This is a genomic window from Oceaniglobus trochenteri, from assembly GCF_020529025.1.
GTDB classification, from domain to species: domain Bacteria; phylum Pseudomonadota; class Alphaproteobacteria; order Rhodobacterales; family Rhodobacteraceae; genus Oceaniglobus; species Oceaniglobus trochenteri.
Genome location: NZ_JACNMM010000003.1, coordinates 400,056 through 423,185, shown reverse-complemented (window position 1 = coordinate 423,185; position 23,130 = coordinate 400,056). Strand labels below are relative to the sequence as shown.

The 23,130-nt window shown below is 67.0% G+C and carries 26 protein-coding genes and 1 riboswitch; of the genes, 19 read left to right on the top strand and 7 right to left on the bottom strand.

Annotated elements, in window-relative coordinates:
* Positions 1-54: 54 nt before the first annotated feature.
* Both H7828_RS06340 and H7828_RS06335 read right to left on the bottom strand, forming a co-directional pair.
* Positions 55-1,230, bottom strand: coding sequence for an acetyl-CoA C-acyltransferase family protein (locus H7828_RS06340; protein WP_226780161.1), 1,176 nt, complete (start codon positions 1,228-1,230; stop codon positions 55-57).
* Positions 1,231-1,233: 3 nt separating this feature from the next.
* The gene (locus H7828_RS06335; RefSeq protein ID WP_226780160.1) at positions 1,234-2,124 is read right to left on the bottom strand and encodes a metallophosphoesterase; all 891 of its coding nucleotides are present in this window, start codon (positions 2,122-2,124) and stop codon (positions 1,234-1,236) included.
* Between the two features lie 169 nt (positions 2,125-2,293).
* Here H7828_RS06335 and H7828_RS06330 point away from each other — a divergent pair, with 169 nt between their 5' ends.
* A complete protein-coding gene (locus H7828_RS06330; RefSeq protein WP_226780159.1) occupies positions 2,294-3,241 on the top strand; it encodes a magnesium transporter CorA family protein in 948 nt (315 codons plus the stop codon).
* A gap of 8 nt (positions 3,242-3,249) precedes the next feature.
* Here the strand turns inward: H7828_RS06330 and H7828_RS06325 are convergent, their stop codons facing one another.
* Positions 3,250-3,954 (bottom strand): winged helix-turn-helix domain-containing protein, encoded by a 705-nt coding sequence (locus H7828_RS06325; protein WP_226780158.1) that lies wholly within the window; start codon positions 3,952-3,954, stop codon positions 3,250-3,252.
* Positions 3,926-4,219: a hypothetical protein gene (locus H7828_RS06320; protein WP_226780157.1), complete on the bottom strand. Its 294-nt coding sequence runs from the start codon at positions 4,217-4,219 to the stop codon at positions 3,926-3,928. Before H7828_RS06320 ends, H7828_RS06325 begins: the two co-directional genes overlap by 29 nt.
* Positions 4,220-4,426: 207 nt before the next feature.
* Here H7828_RS06320 and H7828_RS06315 point away from each other — a divergent pair, with 207 nt between their 5' ends.
* The 17 genes from H7828_RS06315 (at position 4,427) to H7828_RS06235 (ending at position 18,550) form a co-directional block, all read left to right on the top strand.
* Entirely contained in the window at positions 4,427-4,852 is a 426-nt protein-coding gene (locus H7828_RS06315; protein ID WP_226780156.1) for a hypothetical protein, read from the top strand.
* A gap of 253 nt (positions 4,853-5,105) precedes the next feature.
* Positions 5,106-5,894 carry an exodeoxyribonuclease III gene (locus H7828_RS06310; RefSeq protein ID WP_226780155.1) on the top strand — a complete coding sequence of 263 codons (789 nt, stop codon included), beginning with the start codon at positions 5,106-5,108 and terminating at the stop codon, positions 5,892-5,894.
* A 7-nt stretch (positions 5,895-5,901) separates the two neighbouring features.
* A complete protein-coding gene (locus H7828_RS06305; protein ID WP_226780154.1) occupies positions 5,902-7,389 on the top strand; it encodes an FAD-binding oxidoreductase in 1,488 nt (495 codons plus the stop codon).
* A complete protein-coding gene (locus H7828_RS06300) occupies positions 7,386-7,787 on the top strand; it encodes a hypothetical protein (protein ID WP_226780153.1) in 402 nt (133 codons plus the stop codon). The genes H7828_RS06305 and H7828_RS06300 overlap by 4 nt, the downstream gene beginning before the upstream one ends.
* Positions 7,784-8,830: a hypothetical protein gene (locus H7828_RS06295; protein ID WP_226780152.1), complete on the top strand. Its 1,047-nt coding sequence runs from the start codon at positions 7,784-7,786 to the stop codon at positions 8,828-8,830. The genes H7828_RS06300 and H7828_RS06295 overlap by 4 nt, the downstream gene beginning before the upstream one ends.
* Positions 8,820-9,125 (top strand): hypothetical protein, encoded by a 306-nt coding sequence (locus tag H7828_RS06290; protein WP_226780151.1) that lies wholly within the window; start codon positions 8,820-8,822, stop codon positions 9,123-9,125. Before H7828_RS06295 ends, H7828_RS06290 begins: the two co-directional genes overlap by 11 nt.
* A gap of 69 nt (positions 9,126-9,194) precedes the next feature.
* Positions 9,195-10,115 carry a thioredoxin gene (gene trxA, locus H7828_RS06285; RefSeq protein WP_226780150.1) on the top strand — a complete coding sequence of 307 codons (921 nt, stop codon included), beginning with the start codon at positions 9,195-9,197 and terminating at the stop codon, positions 10,113-10,115.
* Positions 10,116-10,142: 27 nt separating this feature from the next.
* A complete protein-coding gene (locus tag H7828_RS06280; protein WP_226780149.1) occupies positions 10,143-10,787 on the top strand; it encodes an LON peptidase substrate-binding domain-containing protein in 645 nt (214 codons plus the stop codon).
* Entirely contained in the window at positions 10,784-10,963 is a 180-nt protein-coding gene (locus H7828_RS06275) for a Trm112 family protein (protein ID WP_226780148.1), read from the top strand. The genes H7828_RS06280 and H7828_RS06275 overlap by 4 nt, the downstream gene beginning before the upstream one ends.
* A gap of 150 nt (positions 10,964-11,113) precedes the next feature.
* Positions 11,114-11,941, top strand: coding sequence for a 2,3,4,5-tetrahydropyridine-2,6-dicarboxylate N-succinyltransferase (gene dapD, locus H7828_RS06270; RefSeq protein ID WP_226780147.1), 828 nt, complete (start codon positions 11,114-11,116; stop codon positions 11,939-11,941).
* Between the two features lie 82 nt (positions 11,942-12,023).
* Positions 12,024-12,269 (top strand): GlsB/YeaQ/YmgE family stress response membrane protein, encoded by a 246-nt coding sequence (locus tag H7828_RS06265; RefSeq protein WP_226780146.1) that lies wholly within the window; start codon positions 12,024-12,026, stop codon positions 12,267-12,269.
* Between the two features lie 9 nt (positions 12,270-12,278).
* Positions 12,279-12,647, top strand: a complete 369-nt coding sequence (locus H7828_RS06260; protein ID WP_425354937.1) for a hypothetical protein — start codon at positions 12,279-12,281, stop codon at positions 12,645-12,647.
* A gap of 62 nt (positions 12,648-12,709) precedes the next feature.
* Positions 12,710-13,861 (top strand): succinyl-diaminopimelate desuccinylase, encoded by a 1,152-nt coding sequence (gene dapE, locus H7828_RS06255; RefSeq protein ID WP_226780145.1) that lies wholly within the window; start codon positions 12,710-12,712, stop codon positions 13,859-13,861.
* Positions 13,861-14,277, top strand: a complete 417-nt coding sequence (locus H7828_RS06250) for a GNAT family N-acetyltransferase (protein ID WP_226780371.1) — start codon at positions 13,861-13,863, stop codon at positions 14,275-14,277. The genes dapE and H7828_RS06250 overlap by 1 nt, the downstream gene beginning before the upstream one ends.
* Complete coding sequence (locus H7828_RS06245) at positions 14,274-14,846, top strand: TIGR04282 family arsenosugar biosynthesis glycosyltransferase (RefSeq protein ID WP_226780144.1); 573 nt, start codon at positions 14,274-14,276, stop codon at positions 14,844-14,846. The genes H7828_RS06250 and H7828_RS06245 overlap by 4 nt, the downstream gene beginning before the upstream one ends.
* A gap of 31 nt (positions 14,847-14,877) precedes the next feature.
* Entirely contained in the window at positions 14,878-17,130 is a 2,253-nt protein-coding gene (rnr, locus tag H7828_RS06240; RefSeq protein WP_226780143.1) for a ribonuclease R, read from the top strand.
* A 67-nt stretch (positions 17,131-17,197) separates the two neighbouring features.
* Complete coding sequence (locus tag H7828_RS06235; RefSeq protein WP_226780142.1) at positions 17,198-18,550, top strand: lytic murein transglycosylase; 1,353 nt, start codon at positions 17,198-17,200, stop codon at positions 18,548-18,550.
* A 172-nt stretch (positions 18,551-18,722) separates the two neighbouring features.
* On the opposite strand, the gene H7828_RS06230 is transcribed toward H7828_RS06235, so the two are convergent.
* The 3 genes from H7828_RS06230 to thiB are packed head-to-tail and all read right to left on the bottom strand — an operon-like array spanning position 18,723 to position 21,982.
* Positions 18,723-19,415 (bottom strand): thiamine ABC transporter ATP-binding protein, encoded by a 693-nt coding sequence (locus H7828_RS06230; protein ID WP_226780141.1) that lies wholly within the window; start codon positions 19,413-19,415, stop codon positions 18,723-18,725.
* On the bottom strand, positions 19,402-21,000 hold the full coding sequence (locus tag H7828_RS06225; RefSeq protein WP_226780140.1) for an ABC transporter permease family protein: 1,599 nt from the start codon (positions 20,998-21,000) through the stop codon (positions 19,402-19,404). Before H7828_RS06225 ends, H7828_RS06230 begins: the two co-directional genes overlap by 14 nt.
* A gap of 4 nt (positions 21,001-21,004) precedes the next feature.
* On the bottom strand, positions 21,005-21,982 hold the full coding sequence (thiB, locus tag H7828_RS06220; RefSeq protein ID WP_226780139.1) for a thiamine ABC transporter substrate binding subunit: 978 nt from the start codon (positions 21,980-21,982) through the stop codon (positions 21,005-21,007).
* A gap of 57 nt (positions 21,983-22,039) precedes the next feature.
* A riboswitch (TPP riboswitch) is annotated at positions 22,040-22,146 on the bottom strand.
* Positions 22,147-22,244: 98 nt separating this feature from the next.
* Between thiB and H7828_RS06215 the strand changes: the two genes are divergently transcribed.
* Positions 22,245-23,093, top strand: a complete 849-nt coding sequence (locus tag H7828_RS06215; RefSeq protein ID WP_226780138.1) for a DMT family transporter — start codon at positions 22,245-22,247, stop codon at positions 23,091-23,093.
* Positions 23,094-23,130: the final 37 nt, after the last annotated feature.

The window sequence follows — 23,130 nt, the reverse complement described above, 5'->3', positions numbered from 1 at the left end:
CGCTAATCAGATAAAGACGTGGCGCGTCAGCGCCGCCTTTTGGACGCCTGCGGGTTAAAGCCGCTCCAGCGCCAGGGCGATGCCCTGGCCGCCGCCGATGCACATGGTGACAAGGGCACGATGTCCGCCGGTACGCTCAAGTTCGTACATCGCCTTGACGGTGATGATCGCCCCCGTGGCCCCCACCGGATGGCCCAGCGCGATGGCGCCGCCGTTGGGGTTCACCCGGGCCGGATCAAGACCCAGTTCGCGACTGACGGCAATGGCCTGGGCCGCGAAGGCCTCGTTGCTTTCGATCACGTCGAAATCATCGGGGCCAAGGCCGGTGCGGTCGAACAGCGCGCGCACCGCCGGAACCGGGCCGATGCCCATCACCTCGGGGCGCACCCCGGCATGAGCATAGCCCAGCAGGCGGAACTTCGGGGCAAGGCCGGCCTTTTCGGCCGCATCGTGGCGCGCCAGCACCAGGGCGGCGGCACCGTCGTTGATGCCGCTGGCATTGCCCGCCGTCACCGTCCCGTCCTTCTGGAAGGCGGGGCGCAGCCTGCCCAGCCCTTCGGCTGTCGTTTCCTTGGGGTGTTCGTCGGTGCGGAAGGCCACCGTCTCGCGGCGGCTTTTCAGCTCGACCGGCACGATCTGTTCGTCAAAGCGCCCCTCGGCGATGGCGGCGGCGGCGCGGCGCTGGCTTTCCAGCGCGAAGGCATCCTGATCATCGCGGCTGATCCCGTGTTCGGAAGCCACGTTTTCGGCGGTGACACCCATGTGGCCGGTGCCGAAGGGGCAGTTCAGCGCCCCCAGCATCATGTCGCCCACCGGCTGATCGCCCATCTTCGCGCCCCAGCGCGCCGAGGGCAGGATATAGGGCGCGCGGCTCATGCATTCGGCGCCGCCTGCGAGGGCGAAATCGGCATCCCCCAGCGCCAGCGCCTGCATGGCCGAAACCACGGCCTGCACCCCCGATCCGCACAGCCGGTTCACATTCATCGCCGGAACGCTGTCTGGTACACCCGCCGCCATCGCCGCCACCCGCGACAGGTACATGTCGCGCGGTTCGGTGTTGATGACATGGCCGAACATCACATGGCCGATCCTGTCAGCGGCAAGCCCCGCCCTTTCCAGCGCGGCGCGGCTTGCCGTCGCGGCCAGGTCGGTGGGGGGTGTGCCGGAAAAGGCACCACCAAAGGTGCCGATCGCGGTGCGGGCGCCGGACAGGATCACGATGTCGTTCATGGGTCACTCCGTTTCGGGCAGGTCGCCGCGCAGCGTTACCAGTGTCACCTCGGGCGGCTGGGCAATGCGCAGCGGAACGTGGGAATATCCGATGCCACCCGACACCACCAGATGATGGCCATCTTCCTGCACATGTCCATAGGCATAGCGGTCGGAATATTCCGAAGGAGTCAGCGGACGCCAGCCGAAGAAGTTGGCCTGTCCGCCATGGGTATGACCGGAAAGTTGCAGCAATGCCCGTGGGTTGCGCAGGGCAAAGCAGTCGGGTTCATGCGCCATGAGGATCGCCGGCGCATCCTCGGGAACGTCGCGGAAGGCGCGTTCGGGATCGTGGCGCGCGGTGCCGTCGCGCCAGTGCTTGTGGCCCTGCTGGCTGTCGTAGCCCACCAGCCAGAACTTGAACCCGTGGTGGTCAAGCGCGATCGAATCGTTCAGCAGCATCGAATGCCCGGCGCCCGTCAGGGCGTTCAGAACGCCGCTTTCGCGGTAGTCGCTGTTGCGGGCCACGTCGTCGTCGCGCCAGTCGTGGTTGCCCAGAACCGCGTGCACCCCGAGGGGCGCCTTCAGACCCGCCAGCGCCTCGGCCGTCTGTTCGGGCGTGGCGCCCAGCCCGGGGGTGGGGCGCGCCGGGATGTAATCGCCCAGCAGCAGGATCAGGTCGACCGGCAGGGCATTCACCTGCTCCACCAGCGCCTCGAGCGCGGGCAGACCGTTCCAGGGCGACATGGTGTGAAAATCCGACAGAAGCGCGATGGAAAGCGGCGGGCCGCTCCACCGTGGCGTGGTCACGTCGTGGTGCACGAAATCGGGCAGGCCGCTGAAGACGAACAGCCTCCGCCAGCCGCGGCGGGCGCGCACATGTCCATTCAATCCCTTCAGGGGCAGTCCGCCCATCCTCACCGCCCTTGGCCATGTGTTTTCATCCCTCTTCATATCGGTTGTTTCGTCCTGCTTGCCAAGGGTCGGGGTGAAAACCGCGCGAAGGCGGGGCTTGATTGCCGCGCGGCGGGCGGTCAGACAGGCAGGGGATTGCCCTGTCGCGACAAGATCCGAAAGCCACGCCATGATCCGCGCCTTTGCCCCCGATGGCCCCCTTCTGCGCCAGTCCGAAACCCTGGCCGATGCGCTGTGGCTGGACCTGTTCGAACCCACCGCCCCCGAGATCGAGGCGGTCGAACAGACCTGCGGCTTTGCGCTGCCCACCCTGGATGACATGGTCGAGATCGAGATTTCATCGCGTCTCTACGTCGAGGGCAAGGCCGCCTTCATGACCGCGCTGATCCCGTCACGCACCGACACCGACGATCTGCTGATGAAACCGGTGACCTTCATCCTTTCGGCCGGGCGGTTGATCACGATCCGCTATCACGATCCGCGGGTGTTCGGCGCTGCCGCGGCGCGGTTCGAACGGGGCGATCTTGATATCGTCGATGCCGAGGGCGCGCTGCTGCATTTGCTGGATGGCGTGGTCGACCGGCTGGCCGACATCCTCGAGCGGGCAGGCCATGACGTGGACGCCGTGTCGCGCCAGGTTTTCGCCCCCAAGGGCACCGCTCCCAGCCCCGACTACAAGACCACGCTGGAAACCATCGGGCGCAAGGGCGATCTTACCTCGAACCTGCGCGACAGCCTGATGACCCTGTCGCGCCTTGCCACCTTTCTCGAGCCCCGCCTGCAAGGCCCCGGCCCCGCCCGCCACGAGGCGCTGCGCACCCTGGGCCAGGACATCCGTTCGCTGCTGGACCACTGCGGCTTCATCTCCCAGAAGGTGACTTTCCTTCTGGATGCCACCCTGGGGCTGATCAGCATCGAACAGAACGGCATCATCAAGATCTTCTCGGTGGCGGCGGTGATGTTCCTGCCGCCCACCCTGGTCGCGTCGGTCTACGGGATGAACTTTGTCAACATGCCGGAACTTGCGCTGCCCTATGGCTATCCCATGGCGCTGGGGCTGATGGTGGTTTCGGCGGTGGTACCCTATCTGTTCTTCAAGCGGCGCGGCTGGCTGTAGGCGCCGCGTCACACCATGCGTATGACGCCCTTGTCGATCGACAGCATGTAACCGCGCCGTGCGATGTTCTTGACCAGAAGCTCGCTGACCATCTGGTTGCCCAGGGTGTCGCGCAGCCGCTTTATCCGGGTGGCGCCTGCCGCCTCGTCGCAATCGGCGGCCTTTCGCCCCGAGATCACCGATTCAAGCTCGGCGCCGGACAAAACGTCGTCGTCCATCCGCGCCTCGGCCAGGGCCGACAGGGTTTCGATGGCGGCCTCGGTCAGCTTGAACTCAATGTTGTTCAGATAGACCGTGCGTTCCTCGCGAGAGATCAGCAGCGATGACACCTGTATCCCCGCCCTTTCGATTTCGCCCATCCGGCGGTTCAGGGCGATCAGCGTCACCAGAAACACCAGCGAGGCGATCAGAAGCGCGGTGGCAAAGACCAGCAGCACGAAGATCACCACCCGGTAACTGCTCAGCACGTCGGAAAAGGCGGTGCCGGACTGGGCAAGGATTTCCAGAAGCTTGATGTCGCCCCCCTGGGTCAGCGCGTCGTTGTTCACGAATATCTGTTCGACCCGGGCGTTGAAGGCGTTGGCATCGGGCAGGTTCACGAACAGCAGCACCGCCGCGATCAGCAGGATCGCGACGATGGCCCCGATTCCGAAGGCGACGATCCGCGCGGTCGAGCGCCGCGCATCAGTAGCGAAGGAAATATTGCCCGGCATTCGCCTTCCTTTCTTCCAGCCCCGAATCGTCGAAAACCGACAGCACGTTCAGCAAGGTCCAGCCATCGGCCCCGATCCGTGCGGCGATGACCGAACGCGCGGCCCCCACCGAACAGGATTCGGCCGGCAGGCGGATCACGCCGTAATGCAGGCGCAGGGGGTCGTCGGTCTTGGCCTTGTAATCGGCGTAACAGGCGGCATCTGCCCCGGCCGCGATGCCGATCATCGACAGGGCCAGAACGAAGGGGGCTAACAGGCGGAACATGGGGCAACCTCTGGTTTCCGGGTACAGCTGTCACGATGGGCGCAAAGCTGCGGATATTCAATAACGGCAGGGGTTTGCGCCGCCGCTATCCGATAACCGCGGCGCGATATTGCCTGTCTGGCGCCCCCGGGCCGATGTTGGGAACAGGCCAGGTCGGGCATTCCCCGGCCCGGCATCACCCTGATCCGAAGCCGAAAGGAAATTCTCATGTCACGCCCCCTCATCGCCACGATCCTGTCCGCCGCCCTTGCCCTGTCCACCCTGGGCGCCGCCCCCGCACAAGCGGACAACGACAACCTCAAGCGGCTTCTGGGGGGCGTCGCGACGGTGATCATCCTGGGCGCGACCTATGACCACTTCCGTGACAAGCGCCAGCGCGAGGCCGAGGCCGAACGCCCCGATTACCGCCCCCGCCCGGAGGTGAAGATCGTGCCCTCCGAATGCCTGCGCCGCACCGAAACCCGCCACGGGACCGAGCGGTATTTCGCCAAGCGCTGCCTGCAACGGAAGATGCGCCACGCGAACCGCCTGCCCGCGGCCTGTGAAATCCGCGTGGGCGGGGGCCACAAGAACCGCCGCGACAACGGGTATTCGCCCCGTTGCCTGCACAGCTACGGCTGGCGCCGGGGCTGACAGTTCAGGAATTGTCCTGTCGCGGCCTTATCCGCACATCTCCAGCCGGGGCAGGGCATGTCGGGCAGGTGGCATCACGCCACCTGCCCTTTTTGCTGTGGCGACACCCGGCGCGCGACCCGCATCGCGCGCGCATCGCACTGGCGATGACGGCCGATGTCGGGCATATGTGGTGCAACACCCCGCGCCGCCCGGCGGCCCTTGCCGGGGCCGTTCCCCGGCCCCTCCACGCCACCAAGATACGGATCAATCCATGCCCTTCACCCTTGCCACCTGGAACATCAACTCGGTCCGCCTGCGCGAGCCGCTGGTCCTGCGCCTGATGGAAGAGGAAACCCCCGACATCCTGTGCCTTCAGGAATGCAAGAGCCCGGTCGACAAGATCCCGCGCGAGGCCTTCGAGGCGCTGGGATATACCCACATGATCGCCCGTGGCCAAAAGGGGTACAACGGCGTCGCCATCCTGTCGAAACTGCCGATTGCCGAGGTGTCGGCGCTGGATCACGCCGGGCTGGGCCATGCCCGACACATCGCCGGGCAATTGGAAAACGGCGTGACGATCCACAACTTCTATGTGCCCGCGGGCGGCGACAAGCCCGACCGCGAGATCAACGACAAGTTCGGCCAGAAGCTGGATTACCTCACCGACATGCGCGACGCCTTCCATGCCGAACGGCCCGAAAAGGCGATTCTGGTGGGCGACCTCAACATCGCCCCGCGCGAGGATGACGTTTGGGATCACAAGAAGATGCTGAAGGTGGTCAGCCACACGCCGGTCGAGGTGGAACACCTGGGCGCGGCGCAGGATGCCGGCAAATGGGTGGATGTGACCCGCGCCGACATTCCCGAGGGGCAGCTTTATTCCTGGTGGTCCTACCGGTCGCCCGACTGGGACAGCGCCGACAAGGGCCGGCGGCTCGATCATCTCTGGGCCACGCCCGACATTGCCGGGGCGGCCCATGGATCGCGCGTGCTGCGCCATGCGCGCGGCTGGGACAAGCCCAGCGATCACGCCCCCGTCTTCGCCACCTTCGATCTGTGAGGGCGCCATGTGGAAACTGACGCGTCGTGCCTTGCTGTTCGGGGGCGGGGCCGCCGTGGGGGCCTGGGGCGCGGGGCGCTTCGGCCCGGCCCTGCCCACGCGCGACGGCACCACGTCGCTGATCCCGCCGGCCAATGCCGACACGCTGAACGATGCCAGCGGGCTGAACGAAACACCGATCTTCCGCCATGTCACACTGAACGATGACGTGGGCGATGTGCTGGTGGCCCGGTTGCGCGGCGAACTGGACGAGGCCCGCGAAAGCCGCCGCCCCGTCTGCCTTTCGGCGGCGCGCCACTCCATGGGCGGGCAATCCATCCCGCGCGGCGGCCATGCCATCACCTGCGACAACGGCTTTGTCGAACCCGACACGGCGAACGGCACCTACCGCGTGCATTCCGGTGCCCGCTGGGGCCAGGTGATCGCCGCGCTCGACCCGCTGGGATTTTCCCCCAAGGTCATGCAGTCGAACAACGATTTCGGCGTCGGCAGCACCTTCGCCGTCAACGCCCACGGCTGGCCCGTGCCCCACGGCCCCATGGGCAGCACGGTGCGCGAATTCCGCATGGTGACCCATGATGGCGACTGGATCACCTGTTCGCGTGAGGAAAACGCCGATCTTTTCGCGATGACCATGGGGGGATACGGGCTGACCGGCCTCATCACCGACCTGACGGTGGAAATGGCCCCCAACCGGCGGCTGGAACCCGATTTCGTGAAGCTGCCGGGCGAGAACCTGGGCCTTGCCTTCGCCGATGCGCTGAGCGACGGCAGCATCGACATGGCCTATGGCCGCCTGAACGTCGATCGTGACCGGTTCTTTCAGGATGCCCTGCTGATCACCTATCGCCCCTCGGCGGATCAGACCGAGCTTCCGCCGGCCAGCGGGTCAGGCACCCTGGCCCATATCGCGCGCGACATTTTCCGCGCGCAGCTGGGCAACGAGACGGTGAAAAAGGGCCGCTGGTTCGTGGAATCCACCCTGTCGCCCGTCATCACCGGCGGCGCGGCCACGCGCAACAGCCTGATCAACGAACCGGTCGTCACCCTGGATGACGGCGATCCGTCGCGCACCGACATCCTGCACGAATATTTCATCGCTCCCGACCGCTTTGCCGACTTCGTGCGGGTGTGCCAGCGGGTCATCCCGTCAAGCTATCAGGAGCTTCTGAACATCACCCTGCGTTATGTGCAGGCCGACACGGAATCCTGGCTGTCCTATGCGCCCGAACCGCGCATCGCCGCCGTCATGCTGTTTTCGCAGGAAATGACGACCCGCGGCGAAGAGGACATGGCCCGCATGACCCGCGCCCTGATCGACGGCGTGCTTGATATCGGCGGCAGCTATTACCTGCCCTATCGCCTGCACGCCACGCAGGAGCAGTTCCTGCGCGCCTATCCCCGCGCGCCCGAATTCGCCGCGAAGAAGCGCGAGATCGACCCCGACCTGCGCTTCCGCAACGCCCTGTGGGACAGATACCTGGAGCCGCTATGACCCTGCTGCGCAAGATCTGCCTTGGTTATTTCGTCGTGTTGCTGATCGTCGCGGCGCTGAACTACATCCCCGGGGTGCGCGACAGCGAAGGCCTGACCTTCGGGATATTCGAACTGGATGCCTTCGACGATGCGCTTCACCTGGCCTCGGCGCTTTGGGCAGGGGCGGCGGCGCTGGTGTCGCACCGGGCATCGCGGTTCTACCTGCTGACCTTCGGCGCGCTTTACCTGGCCGACGGGGCGCTGGGGCTGGCCACCGGCGTGGGCTACCTCGATTTCGGGATCTTCTTTTACGGGGTGCAGGATTATCCCCTCACCTTCCGCATTTTGGCCAACCTGCCGCATATCGGGCTGGGCGGTGTCGCCCTGCTGTCGGGCCTGTTTCTGGCGCGGCGATGAAGACGCTGGGCAAATGGCTGGGCGGTGTTCTTCTGGCCCTATTCATGGTGGCGGCGGTTCTGCTGTCGCCCATCGCCTGGGTCGAACTGGCCTGTCGCGGCAGCGGCGAAACCCCCGGCTATCCCGCGATCCTGCCCCCCGAACACCACCGCGCGGAATCGCGCAGCCTGATGACCTATCCGGAATGGCACATCGTTCACGCCTATGACGATTACGCCCGGGTGATTGGCACCGGCGACCCCCATGATTTCGACTTTCGACAGGCGGTCATGGGGTTCTGGCAGGCGCTTTGCCCGCTGAACGAACTGTCGGCACGGCATGGCGGTGTGACCGGCGAAACCAAGGCGACGATCTATACCATCGGGGTCAGCTTTACCGCGGAAATGGCGCTGAAGGCCGCCTATGAGGAAACCCTGGGCCGCATCGCCACATGGATACGCGGCGACACCCGCGCACCGCTGGACGACCTGACCGCGCGCCAGGCGGCCGATTACGCCCGCTTCCTGCAACAGGTGCCCTGGTACAAGTGGGATTTCACCCGCGACGCCACGGCCCTGCAGGACGCGAAAACCTCCGTGTTCCGCGACCGCGAACGCGCCCTGGCGGTGGGGTTGGAATATGGCGCCAAATCCGCCTATGCCGGTCTGATCGAACAGGCCGTCGGGCAGGTGGGGGCCGACCGGCTGACAATCCGCAGCGTCGTGACCGGCCTGGCGCCCGAAGCCCTGTGCAGGATCGACGGCGTGACGGTGATCGCCACCCGCGACGAGGGGATCGAGATCGAAACGCCGCGCTATCGCGCCTTCACCCGCATCCTGGCCGACCTGGCCGCCCGGGGGGCCGAGATCACCGAGATCGCGGGCAACGACGACATCCTGCTGACGCTGACCGCCCCCGCCCCTCTGCCCGGCGCGGTGCATGCCTTTGCGCGGCAGGGGTATGGCGATACACGTTCGCTTCTCATCGTGAAGCTGCGCGATCTGGCCGCACTGCTGCGCGATATTCCGCCCGGCGCACGGCTGGAGCATATCCATGATTACTAGGCGGCTGCTCATCGCGCTGCCGCTGCTCTTCGCGGGGTGGATTGCGGTGATGGCCTCGGTCATGCTGTTCAGCGATGCCGCACCGGCGGCGGTGGTGATCCTGCCGCCCGACGGATTTGCCGCCCGCCTGCCCGACGGCACCGGCATCATCGCCGCCGGGCCGCTTCACCTGACACTGAAGAACGACACCCCCCGGTTTGCCCGCGCCCTCTATGCCGCCGGGGCGCGCCTGGTTCTGCCGGCGGGTCTGACCGGATGCCTGCCCCTGCCCCGGCCCGGCAAACCCGCGGGCTGACCTTGCAACGCGGGGCCGCTTACGCCATCTAGAACGGCAACAAGGACTTTGCGCAAAGGACCGCCTGCCATGCTGGAATTCGGCCAGACCCCCGCCGCCCCCGCCGCCGCCGACCTGATCAAGGACACCACCGAAGCCACCTTCATGGCCGATGTCATCGAGGCCAGCAAGGACGTGCCGGTGATCGTCGATTTCTGGGCCCCCTGGTGCGGCCCCTGCAAGACGCTTGGCCCCATGCTGGAAGCCGCCGTCACTGCCGCCAAGGGCGCGGTGAAGATGGTGAAGGTCAACGTCGACCAAGCCCAGAATATCGCCGGACAGTTGCGCATCCAGTCGATTCCCACAGTCTATGCCTTCTACCAGGGCCAGCCTGTCGATGGGTTCCAGGGCGCCCAGCCGCAATCCGAGATCGAGGCCTTCGTCAAGCGCGTGATCGCCGCCGGTGGCGGTGCCGCCCCCGACGATGGCCTGGCCGAAGCGCTTGAGGCGGCCGAGCAGATGCTGGCCGAGGGGGCCGTCACCGACGCCGCCCAGACCTTCGCCGCCATCCTGGGCGAAGACCCCAAGAACGCCGCCGCCTACGGCGGCATGGTGCGCGCCCATATCGCGCTGGGCGATCTGGACCAGGCCGAGGCCGTGCTGAACGGCGCCGACGCTGACATTTCCCACGCGCCCGAGCTTGAGGCCGCGGCCGCCCAGCTGCAACTGGCCCGACAGGCCGAAGGCGCCGGCCCGATCGACGATCTGCGCGCCGCCGTCGAGGCGAACCCCGACGACCACCAGGCCCGTTTCGACCTGGCCACCGCCCTGCACGCCAAGGGCGATGCCGAAGGCGCCGTTGCCGAGCTTCTGGAGCTGTTCCGCCGCGACCGCGAATGGAACGATGCCGCCGCCAAGACCCAGCTTTTCACCATCTTCGACGCCCTGCCCGCAAAGGATCCGGTGGTGCTGAGCGGGCGGCGGAAACTGTCGTCGATGATATTTGCTTAACGCGGGCCGCGCCCTATCTTGACGGACATGTTTCCGATTAAAGACCTGCCCGCCACGTTGCCCGTCTTTCCGCTGCCCGGAGCGCTGCTTCTGCCCCGGGCGCGGTTGCCGCTGCACATCTTCGAGCCGCGCTATCTTGCCATGCTGGACGACGCCCTGAAGACCCCCGGGCGGCTGATCGGGATGATCCAGCCGCGCGACGTGCCCGGATCGGACAAGCCGCGCCTGCATGCCATCGGCTGTGCCGGACGGCTGACCGCCTTTTCGGAAACCGAGGACGGGCGCTATATGGTCACCCTCACCGGCATTTCCCGGTTCCGCGTCACCGGCGAGGTCGAGGGTTTTCAACCCTACACCCGTTGCGACGTGTCCTGGGACGGCTTTTCGCGCGACATGGGACCGACCGAGCGCGATGACGGCTTTGACCGCGACGCCTTTCTGAAACTGCTGGGCCGGTTCTTCGATTCCGAGGACCTGAAGACCGACTGGGATTCCCTGCACGAGGCCGAGGATGAACTGCTGATCAATTCGCTGTCCATGCTGTGCCCCTTCGAACCCGAGGACAAGCAGGCCCTGCTTGAGGCACCGTCGCTGACCACCCGGCGCGAAACCCTGGTAACCCTGATCGAATTCGCCCTGCGCCGGGGCGATGCCGAGGACATCATGCAATGACCGACCCCCTTCACGACCGCCGCATGCTCGAGGCGCTGGTCTGCCCCCAGACCCGCGCCCCCCTGACCTTCGATGCCGAGCGCCTGGAACTGGTGAGCAAGGCCGCGCACCTGGCCTATCCGATCCGCAACGGGATTCCGGTCATGCTGGAAAGCGAGGCGCGCGCGCTTGACTGATGGCGCGGCCCCGAGGGTGCGGGACGCCTCCGGCGGGAGTATTTGGGCAAAGAAGAAACCCGGGGGGCCGTGCCCCGGGCTGCGCATTGCCTAATTTGGCGGTTTGGTGTCTATGGCGGAGAACCGATCACTGCAGCAAGGAGCCGCCCCATGTCGAACGCCGCCCTGGAAACCGCCATCGAATCCGCCTGGGACGCACGGGACACCATCACGCCTGCCACCAAGGGCGAAACCCGCGAGGCCATCGAGGACACGCTGAACGCGCTGGATTCCGGCAAGCTGCGCGTGGCCGAACGCCAGGAGAACGGCGACTGGAACGTGAACCAGTGGGCCAAGAAGGCGGTGCTGCTGGGCTTCCGCATCAAGGACATGGAGATGCAGGCCGGCGGGCCGCAGGGGGCCGGCTGGTGGGACAAGGTGGACAGCAAGTTCGCCGGCTGGGGCGAGAACCAGTGGAAAGCGGCCGGATTCCGCGCCGTTCCCAACTGCATCGTGCGCAAGTCGGCCTATATCGCGCCGGGCGTCGTACTGATGCCGTCCTTCGTGAACCTTGGCGCCTATGTGGATTCGGGCACCATGGTCGATACCTGGGCCACCGTGGGCAGCTGTGCGCAGATCGGCAAGAACGTGCACCTGTCGGGCGGCGTCGGCATCGGCGGCGTGCTGGAACCCATGCAGGCCGGGCCGACCATCATCGAGGACAATTGTTTCATCGGCGCCCGCTCGGAAGTCGTGGAGGGCTGCATCGTGCGCGAGGGCAGCGTGTTGGGCATGGGCGTGTTCATCGGCAAGTCCACCAAGATCGTCGACCGCGAGACCGGCAATGTGACCTTCGGCGAAGTGCCCCCCTATTCGGTGGTCGTGGCCGGTTCGATGCCCAGCAAGAACGGCATCAACCTCTATTGCGCCGTGATCGTGAAGCGGGTCGATGCCCAGACCCGCAGCAAGACCGGGATCAACGAACTCCTGCGCGACTGATCCCGCAGGGCACCGGTGACGGGAACTAATCCGCCGTCACCGGATTGTCTTGTGGTATGAAAAACAAAACGGGAGTGCGAACATGGGTATCGGTCTGATCGGGGCAATCATCATCGGCGGTCTGGCAGGATGGATCGCCAGCATCATCATGAAGGCCGACACCGGCCTGATCATGAACATCGGTCTTGGCATCGTCGGCGCGGTGGTTCTGAACCTGATCCTGGGTGCCCTGGGCATCTATGCCGAACGCAGCTGGCTGCCGCAGCTGATTGTCGGGCTTGTCGGTGCCTGCGGATTGATCGCCGTCTGGCGCGCCGTCAAACGATAGGGCTTGCCCATGGCGCATGTTCCTGACACGACATGCGCCATGGCAAAATCCGAGAGAATCCACCACGTCTATACCCTTCTGGTCGAGGTCGGTCGCAAGACCGGCGACGGCCTTCCCGACGGGGCGACGGGTGCCGCGCTGATGTGCTATGCCAGCGGCGTGGACGAGGCCGAGGCGGTGCGCGAAACCGTCGCGATCCTGAAACAGGCCGACATGGCCCCCCTTGACGTGACAGGCTACGGCACGCTTGAGGAACGGCTGGACGAAGGCCACGACATCGACGATGAGGAACAGGCGCTGATGGAACGCGCCCGGGCCGAGAACGCCGTGATCGTCGCGCAGATGACCCCCTTCTTCGAGGACAAGACCAAGGGCTGAGCCCCGTTGCGGCCCCGCCTTCGGCCCGGTATCCAAGGGCCAAAGCGAGGAGCCCTGCCATCATGTCCCACACGCCCTGCGACGCCGTCGCCCTGACCGCCGACCTGATCCGCTGTCCCTCGGTCACGCCCGAGGAAGGCGGGGCGATCACCCTTCTTCAGCGGCTTCTGGAACAGGCGGGTTTCACCTGTACCCGGATCGAGAGGGGCGGCATATCCAACCTGCACGCCCGCTGGGGAACGCAGGGCAATGGCCGCGTCTTCGGGTTCAACGGCCATACTGATGTGGTTCCGGTGGGCAACCGCGCCGATTGGACCCACGACCCCTTTGGCGCTGCGGTGGTGGACGGCGTGATGTACGGGCGCGGCGCCTGCGACATGAAATCGGGGGTTGCCGCCTTTGCCGCCGCCGCCGTGGATTTTGTGCGCGACACACCGCCGGAGGGGGCCGTCGTTCTGACCATCACCGGAGACGAGGAGGGCGACGGCATCGACGGCACCTCTGCGATCCTTGACTGGATGGGCGAGAACGGCGAGCGGATGGATCATTGCCTTGTGGGCGAACCCACCTGCCCCGACACCATGGGCGAGATGATGAAGATCGGGCGGCGCGGTTCGATGACCGCCTATTTCACCGCCACCGGCGTGCAGGGCCATGCCGCCTATCCGCACCGCGCCAAAAACCCGCTGCCCGCCATGGCGCGGCTGATGGACCGGCTGGCCAGCCACGAGATTGACGCCGGAACCGAGCATTTCGACGCCTCGACCCTGGCGGTGACCACGATCGACACCGGCAATCCGGCCAACAACGTGATTCCGGGCACATGCCGGGCCACGGTGAACATCCGCTTCAACGATGCCCAGACCTCGGACAAGCTTGACGCCTGGCTGCGGGAAGAGGCGGATCGGGTCAGCGGCGAGACGGGCGTGACCTTCGACATGACACTGAAGGTTTCGGGCGAAAGCTTCATCACGCCACCCGGCCCGCTGTCGGATGCCATCGGGCGGGCGGTGAAAGCCGAAACCGGGATCGACCCGGTTCTGTCGACAACCGGCGGCACCTCGGATGCGCGTTTCGTCAAGGCCCATTGCCCGGTGGTGGAATTCGGGCTGGTGGGGCGCACGATGCACCAGGTGGACGAATGCGTCGAGGTGGAACACATCCGCCAGCTCAAGGCGATCTACGGGCGCATCCTGCGCGATTACTTCGCATGATCCACATTGCCCTGACCGACGATATCGCCGCCTGTCACGCCCTGCGCCGCTCCGTGTTCATCGAGGAACAGGGCGTGAGCGAAGCGGACGAGCTTGACGATCTGGACGGCGTCGCGCTGCACCTTCTGGCCCGGGTCGATGACCTGCCCGTGGGCAGCGCGCGCCTTTTGCCGAAGGGCGAGGTGGGCAAGATCGGGCGGGTCTGCGTGCTGCCGTCGCACCGGGGCACCGGGCTGGGCGCGGCGCTGATCCGCGCGGCGCTGGATGAATTGCGCCGCCAGCCCGGCATCAGGATCGCGCGGCTGGGCGCGCAGGTGCATGCCATCGGCTTTTACGAACGGTTGGGTTTTACCGCTCATGGCCCCGTCTACGACGACGCGGGAATCGATCATCGCGACATGGATTTCACCCTTTGACCCGAACCCTGATCGTCATGGTCAAGGAGCCCCGCCCCGGCCGCGTGAAAACCCGGCTGGGGCGCGATATCGGGATGGTGGCCGCCGCTTGGTGGTTTCGCCACCAGACAAGGCGCCTGCTGCGGCGGTTGGAAGATCCGCGCTGGGAAACGGTGCTGGCCGTCGCCCCCGACCGCGAAGGCCTGTCCAGCCGCATCTGGCCGGCCCACCTGCGCCGCATCCCCCAGGGCGCGGGCGATCTGGGCGACAGGATGGCGCGCGCCCTGCGTGGTGCCCCGCCGGGGCCCGCCATGGTGATCGGCGCCGATATTCCGGGCATCACCCGCCCCCACATCGCCCGCGCCTTCGCCGCCCTTGGGGGCCACGACGCGGTGATCGGCCCGGCGCCCGATGGCGGATACTGGCTGATCGGGCTGAAGCGTACCGCCGCAATGCCGGCCGGTCTGTTTCACGGCGTGCGCTGGTCCAGCGCGCAGGCCATGGCCGATACGCTGGCCTCGGCCCCCGGGCTGCGCTGGGCCGTGGTGGAGACACTGCACGATGTCGATACCGCAGACGATTTGCCATGACGCCCCGCCCGCCCCGTGCTAGCCAACGGGCATGACCCAGATCCCTTCAAAGCCCGAGATCCTTCAGTGGATTTCCGACAATCCCACCCTGACCGCCAAGCGCGACATCGCCCGCGCCTTCGGCATCAAGGGGGCGGCGCGCATCGACCTCAAGCGCCTGCTGAAAGAGCTTGAGGCCGAGGGGCATTTGGAAAAGCGCCGCAAGACCTATCGCGATCCCCAAAGCCTGCCGCCGGTGTCGGTGCTGACAGTCCTGGCCCCCGACCGCGACGGCGACCTGCACGCCAAGGCGATGGAGTGGCAGGGCGAAGGCCCCGAGCCGCGCATCCTGATGGTCCTGCGCGACAGCGACCCCGCCTTGGGCGAGGGCGACCGCATCCTGGCGCGCCTGGCCGAGGTGAAGGGCGAGGATCATCGTTACGAAGCGCGGCTGATCCGCCGCATCGGCACCAACCCGCGTCGTATTCTGGGCGTGTTCCGCGCGCGCAGCGAAGGCGGGCGGATTGTGCCCATCGACAAGGGTGCCGACAAGGAATGGACCGTCGCCCCCGGCGCCACCCACGGCGCGAAGGACGGCGAACTGGTCGAGGCGGAACAGGCCGGACCCAAGCGCATGGGCCTGCCCTCGGCCCGGATCGTGGAGCGGCTGGGCGACCCCTCGGCGCCGCGCGCGGTGTCGCTGATCGCCATCCACCAGCACGACATCCCCGATGCCTTCCCCGATGCCGCCATCGAACAGGCCGATGCCGCCACCCCCGCCCCCATGGGCGAGCGTACCGACCTGCGCGATCTGCCCCTTGTCACCATCGACCCCTCCGATGCCCGCGACCGCGACGATGCCGTCTTCGCCGCCCCCGACGACGACCCGGGCAACAAGGGCGGGCATATCCTGTGGGTGGCCATCGCCGATGTGGCCCATTACGTGACGCCCGACAGCCCCCTTGACCGCGAGGCGCGCAACCGGGGCAATTCCACCTATTTTCCCGACCGGGTCGTGCCGATGCTGCCCGACATCCTGTCGGGCGATCTGTGTTCGCTGCACGAAAACGTGGATCGCGCCTGCATCGCCGTGAAGATGCGGATCGACGCCGAGGGCAACAAGATCGACCACCGGTTCCACCGGGCCATGATGCGCTCCCAGGCCTCGCTGCCCTACGAGGAGGTGCAGGCCGCCATCGACGGCGATGTCTCCGACCGCCTGGTGCCGATGATGGATCACATCGAACACCTCTATGCCGCCTATCACGCCCTGCGAAAGGCCCGCGCCCAGCGTCAGCCCCTGGAGCTTGACCTGCCGGAACGCCAGATCGTGCTGGGCGAGGACGGAAGGGTGAAGACCGTCGCCTTCAAGGAAAGGATGGACGCCCACCGCCTGATCGAGGAATGCATGGTGCTGGCCAATGTCGCCGCCGCCGAGGAACTGGTGAAGCGCCGCACGCCCCTGCTGTTCCGGGTGCACGAGGAACCCAGCCCGCAAAAGCTCGACGCGCTGCGCGAGGTGGCGCAGGCCTCGGGGCTGACCCTGGCCAAGGGCCAGGTGTTGCAGACGAGAACGCTCAACCGCCTGCTGGAACAGGCCCAAGACACCGCCTTTGGCGAGTTGATCAACATCTCGACCCTGCGCGCCATGACCCAGGCCTACTACTTTCCCGAAAACTTCGGCCACTTCGGGCTGGCGCTGAAGAACTATGCGCATTTCACCTCGCCCATCCGGCGCTATTCAGACCTGATCGTGCATCGCGCCCTGATCACCGCCCATGGCTGGGGCAAGGACGGGCTGAGCGTCTCGGAAATCGAGAACCTGGAAGCGACCGCCAAGCACATCTCGGATACCGAGCGCCGCTCGATGGTGGCCGAGCGTGACACCACCGACCGTTACCTGGCCTCCTACCTGTCGGAACGGGTGGGAACCGAACTGACGGGGCGGATCTCGGGCATCCAGCGGTTCGGCGCCTTCGTGCGGCTGGATGAAACCGGCGCCGACGGGCTGGTGCCGGTGCGCAGCATCGGGGCCGAGTATTTCCACTACGATGCCGAAAGCCAGACGCTGATGGGATCGGATACCGGCCTGATCCTGTCGCCCGGGCAACGTGTCACCGTCCGCCTGACCGAAGCGGTGCCGGTGACCGGCGGGCTGATGCTGGAACTGCTTGACGTGGCGGGCGATACCCTGCCCCAGGGGCCGAAGCCGGGCGGCAGGCGCCGGGTGCCGGGCCGCAAGATCGGCAAGGGCAAGGCCAAGGCGGCCAAGATCAAGCGCAAGGTCAAACGCAGCCGGAAATAGCCGGTCCTTGCCGATACGGCCTGCCGGATCTTTGCGATTGTTTCATCTTTAGCTACAATAAAGCGGTATGGAACAGGCGGGGAAGATCATGGGTTTCAAGCTGATCGCGATCTGGGTGATCCTGGCGCTGGGTGCGGCAACCGCCCGCGCCGCGCCGGTCGAACAATCGCCGCGCCCGGCCAAGCGTGCGGATGTCGTCCTGGCCCGGGCCGTTGCCGCGCCGGGGGCCGCGACGGCATCGCATCGCGCCCCCCGTGCCCGTCCTGCCCAGGCCGAGGCGACGGTCGATTCCTCCTCGCGGGCACCCGGCTTCGCGGCCTGGCTGCGCGATTTCCGCGCCCGCGCCCTGGCCCAGGGAATCAGCGGGGCCGTCTTCGACAGGGCGGTGCAGGGCATAAGCTATGACCCCAAGGTCATCGAACGCGACCGCAACCAAAGCGAATTCACCAAGACGATCTGGGATTACCTCGACACGGCTGCCTCGGACCTGCGCGTCGCCAACGGCAAGAAGGCCCTGGCCCGGCACGACACTGTTCTCGACCGGATCGAGGCGAAATATGGCGTCGACAAGGAGGTGGTCACGGCCATCTGGGGCCTTGAATCCGCCTATGGCACCTTCAAGGGCAGCAACGACGTGGTCCAATCCCTTGCCACGCTGGCCTACGACGCCAGGCGCAGCGCCTTTTTCGAGGAACAGCTGGTGGCGGCGCTGAAGATCCTCGAGGCCGGCGACGTGCCCCCCCGCGCGATGACCGGCAGCTGGGCCGGGGCCATGGGCCATACGCAGTTCATTCCGACCTCGTTCCTGACCTATGCCGTCGATCTCACCGGCGACGGCAAGCGCGACATCTGGGGCGACGACCCCACCGATGCGCTGGCCAGCACCGCCGCCTATCTATCGCGGTTCGGCTGGACCAGGGGGCAGCCCTGGGGTGTCGAGGTGCGGTTGCCCGAAGGCTTCGACTACGCCAGCGCCAACCGCGAGAACACCAGGCTGCCGTCGCAATGGGCGCAGCTTGGGGTGCTGGGCATGGATGGCAAGCCGGTCGCCGACCACGGCAGGGCGTCGGTCCTGCTGCCCGCCGGGGCGGAGGGGGCGGCCTTCCTGGTCTTCGACAACTTCGCGGTCATCGAACGCTACAACACCGCCGATGCCTATGTGATCGGCGTCGGCCACCTGGCCGACCGGATCGCCGGGGGCGCCCCGATCCAGAGCGACTGGCCCCGCGGCGACCGCGCGCTGACGTTCGACGAACGCCAGGAAATGCAACGGCTGCTGACCGGCAAGGGGTTCGACACCAAGGGAATCGACGGGCGGATCGGCCCGCTGACCATCCAGGCGGTGCGCGATTTCCAGCGCTCGGTCGGGCAGGCCCCCGACGGCTATGCCTCGCTTGCCATCCTGAACCGGTTGCGCTGACCCCCGCCATTTCGGCGGCTGGCGCCGCCGATCCGGGCGCGCCTTCGGCGCGCCCCACGCGCCCTTCGGGCGCAGCCTCCGGCGGGGATATTTGAAGACCAAAGATGGGGCGCCACTGCCTGCCATCTTTGGTCCGGAAATATCCCCGCCGGAGGCGGAAAGTTCTTTCTTCCTATCCCAGGTAGCTGCGCAGGGCCTCGGGCGGATTGGCCAGTGTGGCGCGGGCGGGGGCCGGGGCGCTTACCTTTCCTGCGGCGACGATGCAGAGGCTGCCGTCAAGGCGGGCGGCATCGGCCGGGTCGTGGGTGACCATCAGCAGGGTTGCCCGCCGCTTGGCGCAGAGATCCGAGACAAGGCCCACCATCTCGGCCCGCAGCGCCGGGCCGAGGGCCGAGAAGGGTTCGTCGAGCAGGACCAGCGGGCGATCCTGGACCAGCATCCGCGCCAGGGCGGCGCGGCTTTGCTGCCCGCCCGAAAGGGTTGCCGGCTTGCGGTGTTCCAGCCCCTCCAGCCCGACGCTGGCAAGCGCGCGCATCACCATCGCGGTTTCGCCCCGGTCCAGCCGGCCCGAGGGGCGCACCCCGAGGGCGGCGTTGCCGAAGGCGGTGAGGTGGGGAAACAGGTTGTTGTCCTGGAAGATCATGCTGACCGGGCGCTGCGCCGGGGGCAGCGGCAACAGGTCGGTGCCCCGCCAGAGCAACCGGCCCGCCACCGGCGCCATGAACCCCGCCACCAGCGAAAGGAAGGTGGATTTCCCGGCGCCCGAGGGCCCCATGATCGCCACCTGCGCGCCCGATGGCACGACCATGTCCACCGCAAGGTGGAAATCACCCTGTTCGATCAGCAACCCGTCAAAGGTCAGCATTCACTCGCCCTCCGCGATCAAGGCACCAGAAGATCAGCAGGCTCAGCCCCAGCAAAAGAAGCGCGACGCCCGCTGCCGTCTCCATCCGGTAGCTGCCCATGTAGCGAAACAGCAGCAGCGGCAGGGTTGCGCCATCCGGATCGGCGAAAAGCGCGATCACCCCCAAATCTCCCATCGAGAGCGCCCCGGTGAGCGCCGCGGCAAAGCCGAGCGGGCGGCGCAGGCGCGGCAGGGTCAGGCGGCGCAGGCGGTTCAGGCCGGTCATCCCAAGGCTGTCGGCCAGGGGACCGAAGCGCGATTCGACCTCGGCCGCCGCCGGCACCAGCGCCCGCAGCGCGAAGGGCAGGGCCATCACCGCGTTCACCAGCGCCGTCACCGGCAGGGCCAGTGCCACCGGATCCACCAGAGGAAAGAGGATCAGGAACAGCCCGGTTCCGATGACCAGCGGCGAAACCGCCACGGCGAGATAGCCCGTCACCTCGACCCCGCGCGACAGCGCCGGGCGGTGACGCAGCCGGGTGATGGCCAGGGTCATCGCCATGGCCAGCGTCAGCGCCAGCACCACCGACAGACCCGCCACCCAGAGCGAGCGCCAGGCCGCCGCCCAGACCGGCGCCGGCAGGCTGGCCAGTTCGGGCAACCCGCGCAGGGCCACGGCCAGCAGTGGCAGCAGCAGGAACAGGGCGGCCAGGGCAATCAGCCCGCCATCCAGCAGCCGCAAACCCGGCGTCGCCGCGTCCCAACGTTCGACCGTCCGGTCCAGCCCGGCGCCCGTGGCCTGCGGCACCGCGACCCACAGCGCCAGCAGGGCCGCCGCGCCGGAAATCGCCAGCTGGATCAGCGCCAGAAGCGCGGCGCGGGACAGGTCGAAATCGAAGCGGAACGCCTGGTAGATGGCCAGTTCCACCGTCGTCGCCCGCGGCCCGCCCCCCAGCGCCAGCGCCACGGCAAAGCTGGTGGTGCAGATCAGGAAGATCACCATGAAGGCGCCGGGAAGGGTGGCCCGCAGCATCGGGCGTCCAAGGTGGCGGGCGATGTCGCCCGGCCCCATGCCAAGGGTGGCGGCAAGGCGGAACCGTTCCGCCGGGATGGCCAACCAGCCCTGCAGGATCAGCCGCGTGGCCAGCGGCAGGTTGAAGAACACATGGGCGATGACCACCCCGTGCAACCCGTAGATGTTGACGGGCGCCAGCCCGAACAGCGCCAGCAGGTGCGACACCCATCCCGCGCGCCCGAAGACCATGACCAGCCCCAGCACCGCCACGATCACCGGCAGGATGAAGGGCGCGCCCATCAGCGTGACCAGCACCGCCCGCCCGGCGAAGCGCCGCCGCGCCAGCGCCCGCGCCACCGGCACGGCCAGCCCCACGGACAGGGCCGCCGAAAGCGCCGCCTGCAAAACGGTGAACCGGATCGCCGCCCAGTCGCCCGCGCCAAGCGTAAGGCCGCCCTCGGCCCGCGACAGCACGGCAACGACCGATCCGAAGGTCAGCAGCAGGATGAACCCCGCCGCCAGCCCCCCGGCCCAGACCGCCAGCCCCCGATCCCGGCGGACCGGGGGCGCCGCTTTGGCCCGCGCTTTCATCCGATCAGCGGCTGAGCGCCGTCAGCCATTCGGCCAGCGCGACATCGCGGGCCTCTTCGGCCTCACCTGCGGGAAAGATCAGGGCGGTTTCGGGGTCGGTCAGGGTTTCGAAGCCCTTGGGCAAGCCAGCAGCGGGCAGAACGGCCGGATACATCCAGTTGGTCGTGGGAATCACCGACTGGAAGCCATCGGTCAGCATGAAGGCCAGGAAATCATTGGCCAGGTCGATCCGGTCGGAAGAAGCCACCGTCGCGGCCACCTCGATCTGGAGGTAATGCCCTTCCGTGAAGGGGGCGGCGGCCTTGGTGTCGTCCTCTTCCGCGATCAGGTGATAGGCGGGCGAGGTGGTGTAGGACAGGACCATGTCGGCCTCGCCCTCGGTGAACATGCCATAGGATTCCGACCAGCCCTTGGTCACGGTCAGTATGTTGTCGACCAGCCCCTCCCAGATCGCGGGCGCCTCGTCGCCATAGGCGGCCTTGACCCAAAGCAAGAGGCCCAGCCCGGGGGTGGAGCTGCGCGGGTCCTGGATCACGATCTTCAGGTCGCTGTCGGCCAATTCGCGAAAGCTGGTGGGCGGGGTGATGCCGGTGTTGTGGACGAAGGCGAAATAGCCCCAGTCGAAGGGCACGAACATGTCGTCCTCCCAGTCGACGGGCAGGTCCAGCGACAGATCGCCCAGGTCGTGCTGCCCGAAAAGGCCCGTTTCGGCGGCGGCGGCCGTCAGGTTGGTGTCAAGCCCCAGCACCACGTCGGCGCGGGTCCGTTCGCCCTCCAGCTTCAGGCGGGCCAGCAGCGCGGCGCCGTCACCGGCGGCCACGAATTGCAGATCGCAGGCGCATTCTGCCTCGAAGGCCTTTTCGATGGCCGGGCCCGGCCCCCAGTCAGAGACGAAGCTGTCGTAGGTATAGACGGTCAGCACCGGCCGATCCTGGGCCAGGGCGGGGGTGGCCAGAAGCGCAAGGGGCAACAGGTATTTCATGGTGTTCGATCCTTCGTTGGCCCCGGAAGCGGGGCGAATTGATGATCGGAAGTGGGAGAGATGCGATCTCACCTTCCCTCCGCCGGTCCTAACCGGTTCAGGTTCGACGGGTCCGCAGCGATGTGCATCTCAGCCCAGAAACAAGGGCTCCCCGAGGTCTCTTCTGCATAAAGGGTCGGGGGGCCTGCGGCAAGGGGCGGCCATTGCCCGCGGCGGCGCTTTGGCCTAGCGTCGCGCCGACATTGCATCGCAAGGCCCTCACATGACCCTTCTCGTCTTTTGCGCCGTTCTGCTGGCGGCGCTGCTTCATGCCTCGTGGAACGCCTTGCTCAAGGGCGGAGCAGACAAGCGGCTGAGCATGTGCGCCATCACCGTCGGTGCGGTTCCGCTGGCCACGCTGGCGCTGCTGCTGTCGCCCGTGCCGGCGCCCGAAAGCTGGCCCTATGCCATTGCCGGGATATTCCTGCACGCGGGATACCAGATCTTCCTGGTGCAATCCTATCGGCGGGGCGACCTGACGCAGGTCTATCCCATCGCGCGGGGGTCGGCGCCGCTGATCGTGGCCGTCGTGTCGTTCTTCGGGCTGGGAGTGGTGCTGGCGCCGGTTGAAATCCTGGCCATCGCGATGATCGCCTGCGGTATCCTGAGCATCGCGCTGGTCCGCCAGAGCGACGGCTTGCGCAACGGCCCTGCGGCGCGGCTGGCGCTGATCACCGGGTGTTTCATCGCCTCGTATTCGATCGTCGATGGCATCGGGGCGCGGCTGGCGGGAACGGCCTTCGGGTTTTTCGCCGTGATCGCGATTGGCGATGCGGCGGTCTTTCTGGGCTACATGGCGATCACCGCCCGCCGCAGCATTCCCGCGCTATGGGGCTCGGCGCGGGGGGTGCTTTTGATCGGGGGCAGCGCCTCGTTCGTTGCCTACAGCATCGTGATCTGGGCCTTCACGCAGGCACCCATCGCCCTCGTGGTCGCGCTGCGCGAAACCAGCATCGTCTTTGCCCTCGTGATCGGCGTGGCCTTCCTGAACGAAAGGCTGAACCTGGGAAAGGTGGCGGCCACCATGATGACACTTGCCGGCGCCGCCCTGCTGCGGCTTCCCAAGGCCTGAACCCACTTTCCTTGCGCCCGCCCCGGCGTTAGGAACG